Origin of the sequence: Pantoea sp. EKM20T, from assembly GCF_011800485.1 — a bacterium.
Taxonomy (GTDB): Bacteria; Pseudomonadota; Gammaproteobacteria; order Enterobacterales; family Enterobacteriaceae; genus Pantoea; species Pantoea agglomerans.
This window is the reverse complement of the sequence record NZ_JAALFW010000022.1, coordinates 14,718-28,553: the sequence shown is the minus strand read 5'-3', so window position 1 is coordinate 28,553 and position 13,836 is coordinate 14,718. Positions and strand designations below refer to the sequence as shown.

Sequence of the window (13,836 nt, the reverse complement as noted above, 5' to 3'; positions counted from 1 at the left end):
TAAAGAGCAGTGCGAACAGTGCGTTAGCGTCCTGTCGCGAGGTGGCGTATATTACGCTTTCCTCCTGCAGAGTCAACTTCTTTCTCAGAAGTTTTTCTCCGGCGGCGCAGTCTCCTGTGCCTTCTGACCCGTTTTCCGTTTCCGGTTTGCCGTGTCAGTGGAGGCGCATTATAGGGATCCCGTTTCAGAGCACAACCCTTTTTTTGGATCTTTTATCTGAACGGTTATAAATGATCCAGATTGATGAGATCGCCAGCGATCCAGGCCAGAATTGGCTTGTCAGCTGCCTGAAATCGCATCAGGCTGCATTGAAAACAGAACAAAGGAGAACATGATGGCTTCCGCCCTACGTCCATATAAAGACCTTTTCCCGCAAACTGGCCAGCGCGTTATGGTCGATCCAAGCAGTGTTGTGGTCGGTGATATCATAATGGGGGACGACGTGAGCATCTGGCCGCTGGTTGCGATCAGGGGTGATGTGAATCAGGTCCGCATTGGTGCCCGTACTAATGTACAGGACGGCAGCGTTCTGCACGTTACGCATAAATCAGCGTCTAACCCGCAAGGCTTCCCTCTTATTATTGGCGAGGATGTCACGGTCGGGCATAAAGCGATGTTGCACGGCTGTACCATTGGCGATCGCGTGCTGATCGGAATGGGATCGATTCTGCTTGATGGCGTAATAGTAGAAGAAGAGGTGATGATTGGTGCCGGAAGTCTGGTGCCGCCAGGTAAAAGACTGGAGAGCGGCTATCTCTATCTGGGTAGTCCGGTCAGGCAGATCAGGCCGCTGAATGACAATGAGAAGGAAGGTTTACGCTATTCTGCTAATAATTATGTCGCCTGGAAAGATGATTACCTGGCGGGAGATAACCAGATCCAGCCCTGAGCATCAATATTATCCTGACGGATAGCCGCTTCAGCCTCATCTTCCAGATCCCAGCGATGGTGCTGAAACAGCGCCATCGCCTCCCCTTCACCAAAACGTGAAGCCAGCGACTTCCTGCTGATTGCACAGGTCAGCCGCATGCCGTTGACCAGCACCGGGAAACAGACCGCGTTCAGTTCAGCATTATAGGTTTCATCATCAGGAAACTGTATCGCCTGATTCATGGCTGCATGGCCTGTTTAAGCTGGGTAATCACCGGCGCGATTTCCGGCATCACACCGTGCCACAGATAGAAGGCATGAGCAGCCTGCCCCACCAGCATGCCCAAACCATCTGCCAGATGAGCCGTGCCCTGCGCCTGACACCAGCGAAGGAAAGGCGTGAGCCCGATTTGATAAAACATGTCATAACAGCGCACATCAGCATGAATGACTGCTGCAGGTAAAGGAGGGGTTTCGCCATTCACACCGCTTGATGTCGCATTAATGATCAGATCAAAGTGCTGATCTGTCAGCTGCTCAAAACCACATGCGCGGATAGTGCCGCTCGCTGCAAACAGGCCAGCCAGCTCTTCCGCCCGCGCGGCGGTACGGTTAACAACAGTGAGTGTCACGCCTGCTGAGAGAAGCGGCAGAATGACCCCACGTGCAGCACCACCCGCCCCCACCAGCAAAACCTTGTCACCAGCATTGATCATCTTCAGCCGTTCAAGATCGCTTAACAGCCCGATACCATCCGTGTTGTCACCCAGGATCTGCCCATCGCTGAGTTTTTTCACCGTGTTTACCGCGCCGGACAGGGCTGCACGTTCGCTGAGCTGATCGGCAAATTCCCATGCCTGCTGTTTAAAAGGTAACGTCACGTTGGCACCACGGCCTCCCTGTTCGAAAAAGGCAGAGAGCGCCTGAGGAAAACCATCTATCGGGGCACAAATCCGACCATAGCGATGTTCAACGCCCGTCTGTTCAGCGAAAGCCTGATGGATCAGCGGAGATTTACTGTGGTTGATCGGATTACCGAAAACGGCGAATTGATCCATGAATTAGCCCTGACGTATAAGTTCGCCGCTGATGACATCGCGGATTTCAGAGGGATTGAGCCGCCCACCCGTTTTTCCCGACAGAACCGGGAACTGCTCACCAAACTGCTGCTTCACTTCTTCAGCCGTTCGGCAGGGAGGCAGGCCTGACAGATTTGCACTGGTTGAGACCAGCGGTTTACCAAATGCGCGGCAAAGGGCCTGCACATCAGGATGGTCACTGACGCGAATGGCCAGTGAATCAAACTGTCCGGTAAGCCAGCGAGGCGTTTGTGGCGGAACGGGTACGACAAAGGTCACCGGGCCGGGCCAGCATGCAAACATCCGCTCACGCTGTATCACAGACAGTTCCCGAGCGGAGATGTAAGGTTCCAGCTGGGTGTAATCAGCCGCAATCAGGATAAGCCCCTTTTCTACCGGACGCTGTTTCAGCGCCAGTAAAGCCATGACGGCAGATTCACTGTCAGGGTCACAGCCCAGACCAAATACGGCTTCAGTAGGATAGGCGATGACCGCCTGTCGATTCAGCTGCTCTAAGCAGGTTTCAAGTGAATCGGCGAGGTGTTGATTTTCCATGGTCTATGAATTCTCTTCAGCAATGGCTTTGCCACAACTTTTACTGGCGCAAAAGCGTTTGATCCCTTGGGCCGTCTTTTTTTCAACTAATAGCGGATACTGGCAATAAGGACAGATTCCGGCAACGGGTGTCAGATTCACAACAAACTGGCAGGCTGGATAGCGGTCGCAGGAGTGAAACGTTTTGCCGTAACGGGAGCGCCGCTGAACTAACCGGCCTTCATGGCACTGTGGACAGGCCAGCGAGGTTTCATCCGGTTTGTCGATGGTTTCGGTGTATCCGCATTCCGGATAGAGGCTACAGCCAATGAACATGCCAAATCGCCCCTGCCGCAACACTTTATCCGCACCGCATTCGGGACAGGCGTGGCCTTCCAGCACTTTGACCACATGACCATCGGCCTGACCCTTTAAGGGTCGAATGTAGTCGCATGCCGGGTAGTTCGCGCAGCCCAGAAAAGGACCGTGTTTACCGGAGCGGATAACCAGTTCTGCCCCGCAAGCGGGGCAGGGATCCTGTTTACGCACGGTGAAGAGTGCAGCTTTACTCATAGCGATCAATGCATGAAAGGAAATTTAATGCAGCATACCTTCATTGGCGTCGAATAGCAGTTCTTCCATCTGCTGATAGGCATTTTCACATCCGGGAATGTTGAACAACACCATCAGTACCACCCATTTGAGATCCTCCAGGTCAAACTCAGAGGTATCCAGCGCCATAATGCGTTCGATGACCATTTCACGCGTTTCCAGGTTCAGCACCTGAATCTGCTCCAGGAACAGCAGGAAACCACGGCTGTCAGCATCTAAACGTTTGCTCTCTTCATCGGTATAAATACGCATGGAGAGCGGATCATTTGTCAGTAAAATTGGCGCAACCAGTCCTTCCTGATAGTCAGCCAATCTTTCTAACCAGTTCAGCGCACTGTAAATATCTTCACGATGGAACCCGGCATCCGTCAGGTCGTCTGTCAATCTGTCCTGATCAACACCCATTTCTGCTTCGTTGTGGATATATGTCTCAAACAAATACATCAGTACGTCGAACATGGCATGCCCTCCTCAATCGGACATAGCCGCCGGGTACAGCTGCGATCCATCCTGCTAACTCCAGTTCCAGCAACTGAGCTGAGATAACTGGCACAGATTGGCCGGCACGTTCAGCGACAACGTCAACAGGTGTAACATCATCACCTACGTTAGCCAACACATCAGCAAATGGCAATGGAGCATCGTCACTCACCTCAGAATAAATTTCACCGGCCGGTGTCATCGGCAGCCAGTTAAGTGCACTTGCCAGATCTTCCACGATGTTATGGGGATGGGCCACCAGCAGCGCCCCCTGCTGAATCAGCCAGTTTACGCCTTCACTTAAGGGGTTACCGAGCGCGCCAGGTAAGGCATAGACATTACGATTTTGCTCCAGCCCATACCGCGCCGTTACCAGGGAACCACTCTTCAGCGAGGCTTCTACCACCAGCACCCCATGGCTCAGGCCGCTGATGATACGATTACGGCGCGGAAAATTAAGCGGATGCGGCAGGGTCGTCAGCGGAAACTCAGAAACCACCGCCCCACCCTGTTCAACGATCTCTGCGGCAAGATGGGCATGATTGCTGGGATAGAGCCGCTGCAAACCACTACCTAACACGGCCACCGTTTTACCGCCTACGTTGAGTGCTGCCTGATGCGCAACACCATCAATACCTCTTGCCAGTCCGCTGGTAATGGTCAGACCGCTGAGGCTTAAGTGCTGGGTAAACCAGTCGCACCAGTAGCGGCCATAGTGTGAACAGTTTCGGCTGCCCACCACCGCTAACTGTGGTGTGCTGATAAGCGCAGGATCGCCATCAATATAGAGCAGCGGCGGAAAGCGGTTGGTTTCTTTAAGACGGGCAGGATAGGCCGCGTCCAGAGCAGTCACCAGATGGTGAGCCGGACTCTGAGCCAGCCAGGAATAGACTTCTGTGAGATTTTTTTCATTATAATCATAATATTGCTGGCACTGACTCTCATCTAAGCCAAGCCGGATAAGCTGCTCCCTGTCTGCCTGTCCGGCACCTATTTGCTGCGCCACATCAACCCAGCGTTTCCCTGTCATTCCAGTGACAGCGGCCAGCCGTACAGACTGCGCTATTTTGTCCATCTTCAGCTCCCTGATCGCCCTTGCTTCCTGCCGCAGAATGCTGTCAATCAGGCCTCGAAAAGTCTACAATATAAGGTAGTAATCTTTTCTTAACCGAATACAGATCTGGATATTTATGTCAGTTTTGCAGGTATTACATTTCCCTGACGAGCGTCTTCGCAAAGTTGCTGCGCCCGTTAAAGAAGTTAACGCAGACATTCAGCGTATCGTTGATGATATGTTCGAGACGATGTATGCCGAAGAAGGTATCGGTCTTGCGGCTACGCAGGTCGATATTCATCAGCGCATTATCGTGATTGACGTCTCTGAAAGTCGTGAAGAGCGTTTAGTGCTGATTAACCCTGAGCTGCTGGAAAAAAGTGGTGAAACCGGCATTGAAGAGGGTTGCCTCTCTATTCCGGAACAGCGCGCATTTGTTCCGCGTGCCGAGCGGGTAAAGGTCCGTGCACTGGATCGCGAGGGTAAAAGTTTCGAACTGGAAGCCAGCGAGTTACTGGCCATCTGTATCCAGCATGAGATCGATCATCTGGAAGGCAAACTGTTTATCGATTATCTGTCGCCTTTAAAGCGGCAACGGATCAAAAATAAATTAGAGAAACTGGCGCGTCAGAACGCGCAGGCTTCCTGAGATCTTAATAAGGGATAAACGTGTCTGCCCCGCTAAAAATCATCTTTGCCGGCACACCTGACTTTGCAGCGCGTCATCTTGACGCGCTGCTTGCTTCTGAACATCAGGTTATCGGCGTATTCACCCAACCCGACCGTCCTTCTGGTCGCGGTAACAAATTAACGCCAGGCCCGGTCAAAACGCTGGCGATGGCACATGACATTCCGGTTTATCAGCCTAAGTCACTGCGACCTGAAGAAAATCAGCAACTGGTTGCTGACCTCAAGGCCGATGTGATGGTGGTTGTAGCCTACGGATTAATTCTGCCCAAGGCCGTGCTTGATATGCCACGTCTGGGATGCATCAATGTCCATGGCTCACTGCTGCCACGCTGGCGCGGAGCTGCGCCTATTCAACGTGCGCTCTGGGCTGGCGACAGCGAAACCGGCGTGACCATCATGCAGATGGACGTGGGACTGGATACCGGCGATATGCTGCATAAGCTGGCCTGTCCGATTACTGCCCAGGATACCAGTGCCACGCTGTATGACAAGCTGGCACAGCTTGGCCCACAGGGGCTGCTGGATACGCTGACATTACTGACCACTCAGCAGGCTTCACCTGAAAAACAGGATGAAACGCTGGCCAACTATGCTGAGAAACTCAGTAAAGAGGAGGCACGTCTTGACTGGACACTCTCTGCAGAACAGCTTGAGCGTTGTATTCGCGCTTTTAACCCGTGGCCGATGAGCTTTTTCACCATTGAAGATCAGCCGGTTAAAGTCTGGCAGGCAAGCGTTCTGCCCCACAGCGATCGTGCGCCTGGTGAAATTATCCATGCTGACAAGCATGGCATCCAGGTGGCGACGGCTCAGGGCGTACTGAACCTGCTCCAGTTGCAGCCCGCCGGTAAAAAACCGATGTCGGCTCAGGATCTTCTCAACTCGCGCCGGGAATGGTTTGAACCTGGAACCCTTCTGGACTGACTCTCAGGCCCGGTCCCTCACCGGGCCTTTTGTTTGATGACAAAACCCTATGACTAAATCTATCAACCTGCGTAGCCTCTCAGCTCAACTTATTGAGCGTGTGGTCGACAAGGGCGAATCCCTGAATACGGCACTGCCAGCCGCCCAGAAAAAGCTCTCTGACAAAGATAGCGCATTAGTGCAGGAGATCTGTTTTGGCGTATTGCGCACATTACCGCAGCTGGAAGCGCTGATTGGCAAACTGATGGAGCGTCCACTTACCGGCAAACAGCGGGTTCTGCACTATCTGATCATGGTCGGGCTTTATCAGCTGGAATATACCCGTGTGCCTGCCCATGCCGCACTGGCAGAAACCGTCGCGGGCGCCGAAGTACTGAAGCGCACCAGTATGAAAGGCTTATTAAATGGCGTATTACGCCAGTTTCAGCGTCAGCGGGAAGAGCTGCTCGCCACTGTTCAGGATGGCCCGCAACGCTATCTGCATCCCGGATGGCTGCTAAAGCGTTTACAGCATGCCTGGCCGGAACAATGGCAACAGATTGTCGAAGCAAATAATCTGCGTCCGCCGATGTGGCTGCGGGTTAATCGCCAGCACCACGATCGTGACTCGTGGCTGGCTATGCTGGCCGAAAGCGGCAGGAATGCTCAGCCTGCTGTCGATGTGCCGGATGCGCTGCGGCTTGACGCCCCTGCCCCGGTCAGCCAGCTACCAGGCTTTGATCAGGGTTGGGTTACCGTGCAGGATTTATCTGCTCAGCGCTGTGCCTTGCTGCTTGAGCCCCAAAACGGCGAACAGATTCTGGATTTATGCGCTGCGCCCGGCGGTAAAACGACCCATATCCTTGAAATCGCGCCTCAGGCCGAAGTTATGGCCGTCGACGTGGATGCGCAGCGTCTTAAACGCGTAAATGAGAATCTGCAACGACTGGGTATGAAAGCAGACGTGAAACAGGGTGATGGACGAACGCCGCAACAGTGGTGCGGCGATCGTCAGTTTGACCGTATTCTGCTGGATGCGCCCTGCTCTGCTACCGGTGTGATCCGACGCCATCCTGATATTAAGTGGCTGCGTCGCGATCGGGATATCGCCGAGCTGGCAAAGCTTCAGGGTGAAATTCTTGATGCTATCTGGCTGCACCTGAAACCTGGCGGTACACTGATTTATGCCACCTGTTCCATCCTGCCTGAAGAGAATCATCAGCAGATAGATGCTTTCCTGCAGCGCCAGCATGATGCGCAGGCAGAGCCCCTCAGAGATGCGCCCGCGAACGGCTTACAGGTATTCCCGGAAGCCGAGGGCGGAGATGGTTTCTTCTACGCTAAGCTGATAAAAAAATCGGGTACAAACTGAAATGAGTATTGATAAGCGATGAAAATAATCATTCTGGGCGCAGGACAGGTTGGCGGAACCCTGGCAGAAAATCTGGTGGGTGAAAACAACGATATCACGGTGGTTGATACCGACTCTTCACGCCTGCGTCACCTGCAGGATAAGTTCGATCTTCGCGTCGTGCAGGGTCATGGTTCTCATCCACGCATTTTACGTGAGGCGGGTGCAGAAGATGCCGACATGCTGGTTGCCGTAACCAACTCCGATGAAACCAACATGATTGCCTGTCAGATTGCTTATTCGCTTTTCAATACGCCGAATCGCATCGCCCGTATTCGCGCAGCCGACTATCTGCGTGATGCGGACAAGTTATTTATTCCTGAAGCGGTGCCTATCGATCACCTGATCTCGCCTGAACAGCTGGTGATCGACAATATCTATCGTTTAATCCAGTACCCTGGCGCATTGCAGGTCGTTAACTTTGCTGAAGGCAAAGTCAGCCTCGCCGTGGTGAAAGCTTATTATGGCGGGCCACTGGTAGGAAATCCGCTGTCGATCATGCGTGAGCATATGCCACACATTGATACTCGCGTAGCCGCTATATTTCGTCAGGATCGCCCCATTCGCCCGCAGGGTTCAACCATCGTAGAAGCGGGTGATGAAGTCTTTTTCATTGCAGCCAGTCAGAACATTCGTGCGGTAATGAGTGAAATGCAGCGGCTGGAGAAACCTTATAAACGGATTATGCTGGTAGGTGGCGGTAACATCGGTTTCGGTCTGGCACAAAAACTTGAGAAAAATTACAGCGTGAAGCTGATTGAACGTAACCCCCAGCGCGCAGCAGAACTGGCAGAGCATCTTCACGACACAGTCGTCTTTTATGGCGATGCGTCAGATCAGGAACTTCTCGCTGAAGAACATGTTGATCAGGTTGATCTCTTTATCGCCGTCACCAACGATGATGAAGCCAATATTATGTCAGCCATGCTGGCAAAAAAGATGGGGGCGAAGAAGGTTATGGTGCTGATTCAGCGCCGCGCCTACGTCGATCTGGTACAAGGCAGCGTTATCGATATCGCTATTTCACCTCAGCAGGCCACGATTTCTGCCCTGCTTGGTCATGTGCGCAAAGCGGATATCGTGGGCGTTTCATCGCTACGACGCGGTATTGCAGAAGCGATCGAAGCGATAGCCCACGGAGACGAATCAACTTCACGCGTGGTCGGCCGCTCCATTGATGATATCAAACTACCGCCAGGCACCATTATTGGCGCAGTGGTTCGTGGAGACGATGTGATGATTGCCAATGATAACTTGCGAATTGAACAAGGTGATCATGTCATCATGTTCCTGACCGACAAGAAGTTTGTATCAGATGTGGAACGTCTCTTCCAGCCGAGTCCATTTTTCCTGTAAATGCCGCGTTTATAGGCGAACAGAACACAAGGAACGCAAAACTGCCGCTTAATTCGCTGTGTTGATGGCAAAACCAGTAGGGTTTGTTAGACTTTATGGCATTGGCTTGGGCAAGGAGATAAGTATGAGTTTAATCAAAGAGTTTCGCGATTTCGCAATGCGCGGCAATGTGATGGATTTAGCCGTCGGTGTCATCATCGGTGCTGCATTCGGTAAAATTGTTTCATCGTTAGTCGCCAACATCATTATGCCGCCTTTAGGCTTACTGATTGGTGGTGTCGATTTTAAATCATTCGCCTGGGTACTTAAGCCTGCAGTTGGTGATGCTCCAGCCGTTGTAATGCAGTACGGTATCTTCCTTCAGACCATCTTCGATTTCGTCATCATCGCTTTCGCAATCTTTATGGCGATCAAGTTAATGAATCGTCTGTACAAGAAAAAAGAAGTAGAGAAGCCAGTTACTAAACCGTCAAACGAAGAAGTTCTGCTGACTGAAATCCGCGATCTGCTGAAACAGCAGAATACCCGGGTCTAGTTAATAAGCCGCCGCACAGGCGGTTTTTTTAACCGTAAAAGCAGAAGGGCAGTGATAAGACGCTTTCTTATCACTGCCCTCCCATCCAGTCCCCTTGCCATGTTTCTCTTTCCGCTTAAAACTACCTTTACCCTTTTGCTTCTGCTCGATGCGTTGCCGAAATAGCGGGTCGTGTAACAGAGCCTGAATCGCGTTATCGCGGATTTGCCCTTTGGTGTGCTGATATTTACTCATGATGCCTCCTGTTGAGATGGTCTGATACTCTATTGCTTTGCAGCAAAATAACAATATGCTTATTTGCTCGAAGCCTCTCCCCGCTCCAGCGCCTCAAGAATTGAGCACGAAATGCTACTGTGACTGTCACCACAACAGGCATCGGAAAGGTGTCGCAGAGAACGCTGCATCGTTTCTAATTCTGCGATCATCTGAGCAACTTCGCTCAGCCGTTTTTCAACGATCGCTTTTGATTCCTGACAGGTGTGGTGCGCAGGATCAACCCGGATCGAAAGTAGCTCTCTGATCGCTTCCAGACTGAAACCCAGTTTACGACCATAACGAATAAATTTCAGACGCTGAAGATCGCCCTCGCTGTAAAGGCGAAAACCACCTTCCGTCCGACCATCATGATCCATCATCTGCTGCTTTTCATAAAAACGGATAGTGTCTGGCGTCACCTCCGCAAGCTTAGCTAACTGACCGATGCGAAACATTTACTCCTCCTCGCGGAAACGATGCTGAATAGCAGTGGAATAACTGCCATGGAGAAAATCGGTACTGATACCCGCCTGGCGTAATCTTAGCTCCAGCACCTGAAGCCGATGGCAATGATCCTGATAATTTTGATCCGCAGGATCGAGCTTGCGAATAAGATCGTTAACTTCCATGGCTTCACGTCTGAGCTCAAGCTCCGGCGGCAGAAAGCCCGCATTTTTCAGTAAACGGTAGCCCGCTCTTAGCTCAGGCGGAACATGACTGTCATCATCCAGCTGCAGCGGCTTACCAGAGCCGGGAAGATTACTCAGCTCGCCTTTTTCCAGCGCCGCTTTGATGTGCTGTTCAGCAAGTTCATCAACCAGCCACATAGTTAGCTCCTTTGAACATGAAAAGAGTAAGTTCTAAGGTAGTAAATTTCAGGCAATAAAAAACCCGCCGAAGCGGGTTTTTTACGTTGCTACAGATTACTCTGCGGCTGCTTCTGCTTGAGCTTCTGGACGATCAACCAGCTCGATGTAAGCCATCGGAGCGTTGTCACCAGCACGGAAGCCACACTTCAGAATACGAGTGTAACCACCGGCACGGCTCGCGAAACGCGGGCCCAGCTCATTAAACAGTTTTGCCACGATCTCGTTATCACGAGTACGGGCGAATGCCAGACGACGATTAGCTACGCTGTCGGTCTTGGCAAGAGTAATCAGCGGCTCAACTACGCGACGCAGTTCTTTGGCTTTCGGCAGAGTCGTTTTGATGATCTCATGACGAACCAGAGAACCGGCCATGTTGCGGAACATAGCCTGACGATGGCTGCTGTTGCGGTTCAGTTGACGACCACTCTTACGATGGCGCATGACCTTATCCTTCTCAGTGAAACCTTAACCTGTGATCTGATTATTCATCAGCAATGCTTGCTGGCGGCCAGTTCTCGAGGCGCATGCCCAGAGAAAGACCACGCGAAGCCAGCACATCTTTAATCTCGGTAAGAGATTTTTTACCAAGGTTAGGCGTTTTAAGCAGCTCAACCTCGGTACGCTGTACCAGATCACCGATGTAGTGGATAGCTTCTGCCTTAAGGCAGTTAGCAGAGCGGACAGTCAATTCCAGATCGTCAACAGGGCGCAGCAGGATCGGATCGAATTCTGGTTTCTCTTCTTTAACTTCCGGCTGACGTACATCACGTAAGTCAACGAAAGCTTCAAGTTGTTCTGCCAGAATGGTTGCCGCACGACGAATCGCCTCTTCAGGATCGATTGTGCCGTTGGTTTCCATTTCGATGACCAGCTTGTCCAGGTCGGTGCGCTGCTCTACACGCGCTGCTTCAACATTGTAGGCGATACGGTCTACAGGGCTGTAGCAAGCGTCAACTAACAGGCGGCCGATTGGGCGCTCATCTTCTTCCGAATGAATTCGGGCAGAAGCCGGCACATAGCCACGACCACGCTGAACTTTGATACGCATGCTGATAGCAGCGTTCTCATCGGTCAGATGGCAAATGACATGCTGAGGCTTGACGATTTCGACATCACCATCATGGGTAATGTCGGCTGCAGTCACAGGGCCAATGCCAGATTTATTCAAGGTCAGAATAACTTCATCTTTCCCCTGAACTCTTACCGCCAGCCCTTTCAGGTTGAGCAGGATTTCCAGGATATCTTCCTGTACTCCCTCTTTGGTGCTGTACTCATGAAGTACACCATCAATTTCAACCTCGGTCACCGCGCAACCCGGCATGGATGAAAGCAGAATACGGCGCAGTGCGTTACCAAGAGTATGGCCAAAGCCACGCTCTAAAGGCTCAAGGGTCACCTTGGCGTGCGTCGAACTCACTTGCTCGATATCTACCAGGCGCGGTTTTAGAAACTCTGTCACAGAACCCTGCATTGTGTCCTCTCTTTGGTACTAAGCCTTACTTGGAGTAAAGCTCGACGATCAGGTGTTCGTTAATGTCCGCAGACAGATCAGTACGTTCAGGAATACGCTTGAACACACCTTCCATCTTAGTCGCATCAACTTCCAGCCAGGTTGGCTTTTCACGCTGCTCAGCCAGCTCCAGAGCGGCCTTCACGCGAGATTGCTTTTTGGCTTTCTCACGGATGCTAACGACATCATTCGGAGATACCTGATAAGAAGCGATGTTAACAACGCGGCCATTTACCAGAACAGACTTATGGCTGACCAGCTGACGTGCTTCTGCACGAGTGGCACCAAAGCCCATACGATAAACTACGTTGTCCAGACGACCTTCCAGCAGAGCCAACAGGTTTTCACCGGTGTTGCCTTTCAGACGAGCTGCTTCTTTATAATAGTTACGGAACTGACGCTCCAGCACGCCGTAGATACGACGAACTTTTTGCTTTTCACGTAACTGACCGCCGTAATCAGACAGACGCGGTTTACGCGCACCATGCTGACCAGGGGCTTGTTCAATCTTACACTTGGAATCAATCGCGCGAACGCCAGACTTAAGGAATAAGTCAGTGCCCTCACGACGGCTCAGCTTGAGCTTAGGACCCAAATATCTTGCCATTTTCTTTCTCCAACTATCCTAAAAAAACGGGCGTTATACGCGACGTTTTTTCGGCGGACGACAACCGTTATGAGGGATCGGAGTCACATCAGTAATATTAGTGATGCGGAAACCAGCGGCGTTCAAAGCACGAATCGTAGATTCGCGACCTGGACCCGGACCCTTTACCATAACTTCCAGGTTCTTAATTCCGTAATCTTTTACCGCTTCTGCACAGCGCTCTGCAGCGACCTGAGCAGCAAACGGAGTGGATTTACGTGAACCGCGGAAACCGGAACCACCGGCGGTTGCCCAACCCAGTGCGTTACCCTGACGATCAGTAATGGTAACGATGGTGTTGTTAAAAGAAGCATGGACATGAGCCACGCCATCTGAGACTTGTTTTCTTACACGCTTACGTGCACGAACTGGTGCCTTTGCCATTATTTACTCACCCCGATTATTTCTTGATCGGTTTACGCGGACCCTTACGGGTACGTGCGTTGGTCTTAGTACGCTGACCGCGAACCGGAAGACCACGACGATGGCGCAAACCACGGTAGCAACCAAGGTCCATAAGACGCTTGATGCTCAGGGTGATTTCACGGCGCAGATCACCTTCTACAACGAATTTCGCAACTGCATCACGCAGCTGATCAATTTGTTCTTCAGACAGCTCACTGATCTTAACATTTTCAGCAATACCCGTTGAAGCGCAGATGGCTTTAGAACGAGTTTTACCGATACCGAAGATCGAAGTTAATGCGATAACGGTATGTTTTTGATCAGGAATGTTAATGCCTGCTATACGGGCCACTATGCACTCCTATAATTAAACAAGCACGTCCCATGCTGAAAAGCCCGTTTTCAGGATACTCAAATGGAAACGCACTGACATACAAAAGATTGGCTGGCTAATCTAGCCAGCTCAACCCGACTTTGCAAGAAAAATATGTGACAAAATCAGCCTTGGCGCTGTTTATGCTTTGGCTCGGCGCTGCAGATCACACGGACGACACCGTCGCGACGAATGATTTTGCAGTTACGACATAATCTCTTGACGGAAGCACGAACTTTCATTTTTACTCTCCG

The 13,836-nt window shown here is 51.6% G+C and carries 21 protein-coding genes; 6 read left to right on the top strand and 15 right to left on the bottom strand.

The window, feature by feature from the left end:
- Window positions 1-334 precede the first annotated feature (334 nt).
- The gene (locus HFD94_RS22275; protein WP_122890141.1) at window positions 335-889 is read left to right on the top strand and encodes a gamma carbonic anhydrase family protein; all 555 of its coding nucleotides are present in this window, start codon (window positions 335-337) and stop codon (window positions 887-889) included.
- Here HFD94_RS22275 and HFD94_RS22270 read toward each other — a convergent pair.
- The 6 genes from HFD94_RS22270 to dprA are packed head-to-tail and all read right to left on the bottom strand — an operon-like array spanning window position 856 to window position 4,650.
- The gene (locus HFD94_RS22270; RefSeq protein ID WP_010252729.1) at window positions 856-1,113 is read right to left on the bottom strand and encodes a DUF1488 domain-containing protein; all 258 of its coding nucleotides are present in this window, start codon (window positions 1,111-1,113) and stop codon (window positions 856-858) included. The two genes, HFD94_RS22275 and HFD94_RS22270, sit on opposite strands and share 34 nt — an antisense overlap.
- The gene (gene aroE, locus HFD94_RS22265) at window positions 1,110-1,928 is read right to left on the bottom strand and encodes a shikimate dehydrogenase (RefSeq protein WP_122890140.1); all 819 of its coding nucleotides are present in this window, start codon (window positions 1,926-1,928) and stop codon (window positions 1,110-1,112) included. Before aroE ends, HFD94_RS22270 begins: the two co-directional genes overlap by 4 nt.
- Window positions 1,929-1,931: 3 nt before the next feature.
- A complete protein-coding gene (gene tsaC / locus HFD94_RS22260; protein ID WP_010252735.1) occupies window positions 1,932-2,504 on the bottom strand; it encodes an L-threonylcarbamoyladenylate synthase type 1 TsaC in 573 nt (190 codons plus the stop codon).
- A 3-nt stretch (window positions 2,505-2,507) separates the two neighbouring features.
- Entirely contained in the window at window positions 2,508-3,056 is a 549-nt protein-coding gene (locus tag HFD94_RS22255; RefSeq protein WP_010252738.1) for a topoisomerase DNA-binding C4 zinc finger domain-containing protein, read from the bottom strand.
- A gap of 24 nt (window positions 3,057-3,080) precedes the next feature.
- On the bottom strand, window positions 3,081-3,554 hold the full coding sequence (gene smg, locus HFD94_RS22250; RefSeq protein WP_010252741.1) for a DUF494 family protein Smg: 474 nt from the start codon (window positions 3,552-3,554) through the stop codon (window positions 3,081-3,083).
- Entirely contained in the window at window positions 3,526-4,650 is a 1,125-nt protein-coding gene (gene dprA / locus HFD94_RS22245) for a DNA-protecting protein DprA (RefSeq protein ID WP_010252744.1), read from the bottom strand. The genes smg and dprA overlap by 29 nt, the downstream gene beginning before the upstream one ends.
- 115 nt (window positions 4,651-4,765) lie before the next feature.
- On the opposite strand from dprA, the gene def reads away from it, so the two are divergent.
- The 5 genes from def to mscL all read left to right on the top strand — a co-directional run bounded on the left by def (window position 4,766) and on the right by mscL (window position 9,524).
- Window positions 4,766-5,278: a peptide deformylase gene (gene def / locus HFD94_RS22240; RefSeq protein WP_010252747.1), complete on the top strand. Its 513-nt coding sequence runs from the start codon at window positions 4,766-4,768 to the stop codon at window positions 5,276-5,278.
- 20 nt (window positions 5,279-5,298) lie between these two features.
- Window positions 5,299-6,243, top strand: coding sequence for a methionyl-tRNA formyltransferase (fmt, locus tag HFD94_RS22235; protein ID WP_122890139.1), 945 nt, complete (start codon window positions 5,299-5,301; stop codon window positions 6,241-6,243).
- 49 nt (window positions 6,244-6,292) lie between these two features.
- Window positions 6,293-7,594, top strand: coding sequence for a 16S rRNA (cytosine(967)-C(5))-methyltransferase RsmB (rsmB, locus tag HFD94_RS22230; RefSeq protein ID WP_122890138.1), 1,302 nt, complete (start codon window positions 6,293-6,295; stop codon window positions 7,592-7,594).
- A gap of 18 nt (window positions 7,595-7,612) precedes the next feature.
- Entirely contained in the window at window positions 7,613-8,989 is a 1,377-nt protein-coding gene (gene trkA / locus HFD94_RS22225; RefSeq protein WP_010252756.1) for a Trk system potassium transporter TrkA, read from the top strand.
- 124 nt (window positions 8,990-9,113) lie between these two features.
- Window positions 9,114-9,524, top strand: coding sequence for a large-conductance mechanosensitive channel protein MscL (gene mscL, locus HFD94_RS22220; RefSeq protein WP_010252759.1), 411 nt, complete (start codon window positions 9,114-9,116; stop codon window positions 9,522-9,524).
- Here the strand turns inward: mscL and HFD94_RS22215 are convergent, their stop codons facing one another.
- The 9 genes from HFD94_RS22215 to rpmJ form a co-directional block, all read right to left on the bottom strand.
- On the bottom strand, window positions 9,525-9,758 hold the full coding sequence (locus tag HFD94_RS22215) for an alternative ribosome-rescue factor A (protein ID WP_010252762.1): 234 nt from the start codon (window positions 9,756-9,758) through the stop codon (window positions 9,525-9,527). It lies immediately after the preceding gene.
- 59 nt (window positions 9,759-9,817) lie between these two features.
- A complete protein-coding gene (gene zntR / locus HFD94_RS22210) occupies window positions 9,818-10,234 on the bottom strand; it encodes a Zn(2+)-responsive transcriptional regulator (RefSeq protein WP_010252765.1) in 417 nt (138 codons plus the stop codon).
- Window positions 10,235-10,606 carry a DUF1992 domain-containing protein gene (locus HFD94_RS22205; protein WP_122890137.1) on the bottom strand — a complete coding sequence of 124 codons (372 nt, stop codon included), beginning with the start codon at window positions 10,604-10,606 and terminating at the stop codon, window positions 10,235-10,237.
- Window positions 10,607-10,702: 96 nt separating this feature from the next.
- Window positions 10,703-11,089, bottom strand: a complete 387-nt coding sequence (rplQ, locus tag HFD94_RS22200) for a 50S ribosomal protein L17 (RefSeq protein WP_003850180.1) — start codon at window positions 11,087-11,089, stop codon at window positions 10,703-10,705.
- A 40-nt stretch (window positions 11,090-11,129) separates the two neighbouring features.
- Complete coding sequence (gene rpoA, locus HFD94_RS22195; RefSeq protein ID WP_003850179.1) at window positions 11,130-12,119, bottom strand: DNA-directed RNA polymerase subunit alpha; 990 nt, start codon at window positions 12,117-12,119, stop codon at window positions 11,130-11,132.
- Window positions 12,120-12,144: 25 nt separating this feature from the next.
- The gene (gene rpsD / locus HFD94_RS22190; RefSeq protein ID WP_008927131.1) at window positions 12,145-12,765 is read right to left on the bottom strand and encodes a 30S ribosomal protein S4; all 621 of its coding nucleotides are present in this window, start codon (window positions 12,763-12,765) and stop codon (window positions 12,145-12,147) included.
- 33 nt (window positions 12,766-12,798) lie between these two features.
- On the bottom strand, window positions 12,799-13,188 hold the full coding sequence (rpsK, locus tag HFD94_RS22185) for a 30S ribosomal protein S11 (protein ID WP_004160563.1): 390 nt from the start codon (window positions 13,186-13,188) through the stop codon (window positions 12,799-12,801).
- A gap of 16 nt (window positions 13,189-13,204) precedes the next feature.
- A complete protein-coding gene (rpsM, locus tag HFD94_RS22180; protein WP_003850176.1) occupies window positions 13,205-13,561 on the bottom strand; it encodes a 30S ribosomal protein S13 in 357 nt (118 codons plus the stop codon).
- 146 nt (window positions 13,562-13,707) lie between these two features.
- Entirely contained in the window at window positions 13,708-13,824 is a 117-nt protein-coding gene (gene rpmJ, locus HFD94_RS22175) for a 50S ribosomal protein L36 (protein WP_010252805.1), read from the bottom strand.
- Between the last annotated feature and the right edge of the window lie 12 nt (window positions 13,825-13,836).

What these genes read in the sequence shown, in the direction of transcription:
- rsmB (WP_122890138.1), top strand. Translation starts at nt 6,293, where the DNA reads ATGACTAAATCTATCAACCTGCGTAGCCTCTCAGCTCAACTTATTGAG.
- HFD94_RS22270 (WP_010252729.1), bottom strand. Translation starts at nt 1,113, where the DNA reads ATGAATCAGGCGATACAGTTTCCTGATGATGAAACCTATAATGCTGAA.
- HFD94_RS22255 (WP_010252738.1), bottom strand. Translation starts at nt 3,056, where the DNA reads ATGAGTAAAGCTGCACTCTTCACCGTGCGTAAACAGGATCCCTGCCCC.
- HFD94_RS22275 (WP_122890141.1), top strand. Translation starts at nt 335, where the DNA reads ATGGCTTCCGCCCTACGTCCATATAAAGACCTTTTCCCGCAAACTGGC.
- rpoA (WP_003850179.1), bottom strand. Translation starts at nt 12,119, where the DNA reads ATGCAGGGTTCTGTGACAGAGTTTCTAAAACCGCGCCTGGTAGATATC.
- rpsD (WP_008927131.1), bottom strand. Translation starts at nt 12,765, where the DNA reads ATGGCAAGATATTTGGGTCCTAAGCTCAAGCTGAGCCGTCGTGAGGGC.
- HFD94_RS22215 (WP_010252762.1), bottom strand. Translation starts at nt 9,758, where the DNA reads ATGAGTAAATATCAGCACACCAAAGGGCAAATCCGCGATAACGCGATT.
- dprA (WP_010252744.1), bottom strand. Translation starts at nt 4,650, where the DNA reads ATGGACAAAATAGCGCAGTCTGTACGGCTGGCCGCTGTCACTGGAATG.
- rpsK (WP_004160563.1), bottom strand. Translation starts at nt 13,188, where the DNA reads ATGGCAAAGGCACCAGTTCGTGCACGTAAGCGTGTAAGAAAACAAGTC.
- mscL (WP_010252759.1), top strand. Translation starts at nt 9,114, where the DNA reads ATGAGTTTAATCAAAGAGTTTCGCGATTTCGCAATGCGCGGCAATGTG.
- rpmJ (WP_010252805.1), bottom strand. Translation starts at nt 13,824, where the DNA reads ATGAAAGTTCGTGCTTCCGTCAAGAGATTATGTCGTAACTGCAAAATC.
- HFD94_RS22205 (WP_122890137.1), bottom strand. Translation starts at nt 10,606, where the DNA reads ATGTGGCTGGTTGATGAACTTGCTGAACAGCACATCAAAGCGGCGCTG.
- def (WP_010252747.1), top strand. Translation starts at nt 4,766, where the DNA reads ATGTCAGTTTTGCAGGTATTACATTTCCCTGACGAGCGTCTTCGCAAA.
- zntR (WP_010252765.1), bottom strand. Translation starts at nt 10,234, where the DNA reads ATGTTTCGCATCGGTCAGTTAGCTAAGCTTGCGGAGGTGACGCCAGAC.
- trkA (WP_010252756.1), top strand. Translation starts at nt 7,613, where the DNA reads ATGAAAATAATCATTCTGGGCGCAGGACAGGTTGGCGGAACCCTGGCA.
- smg (WP_010252741.1), bottom strand. Translation starts at nt 3,554, where the DNA reads ATGTTCGACGTACTGATGTATTTGTTTGAGACATATATCCACAACGAA.
- aroE (WP_122890140.1), bottom strand. Translation starts at nt 1,928, where the DNA reads ATGGATCAATTCGCCGTTTTCGGTAATCCGATCAACCACAGTAAATCT.
- rplQ (WP_003850180.1), bottom strand. Translation starts at nt 11,089, where the DNA reads ATGCGCCATCGTAAGAGTGGTCGTCAACTGAACCGCAACAGCAGCCAT.
- tsaC (WP_010252735.1), bottom strand. Translation starts at nt 2,504, where the DNA reads ATGGAAAATCAACACCTCGCCGATTCACTTGAAACCTGCTTAGAGCAG.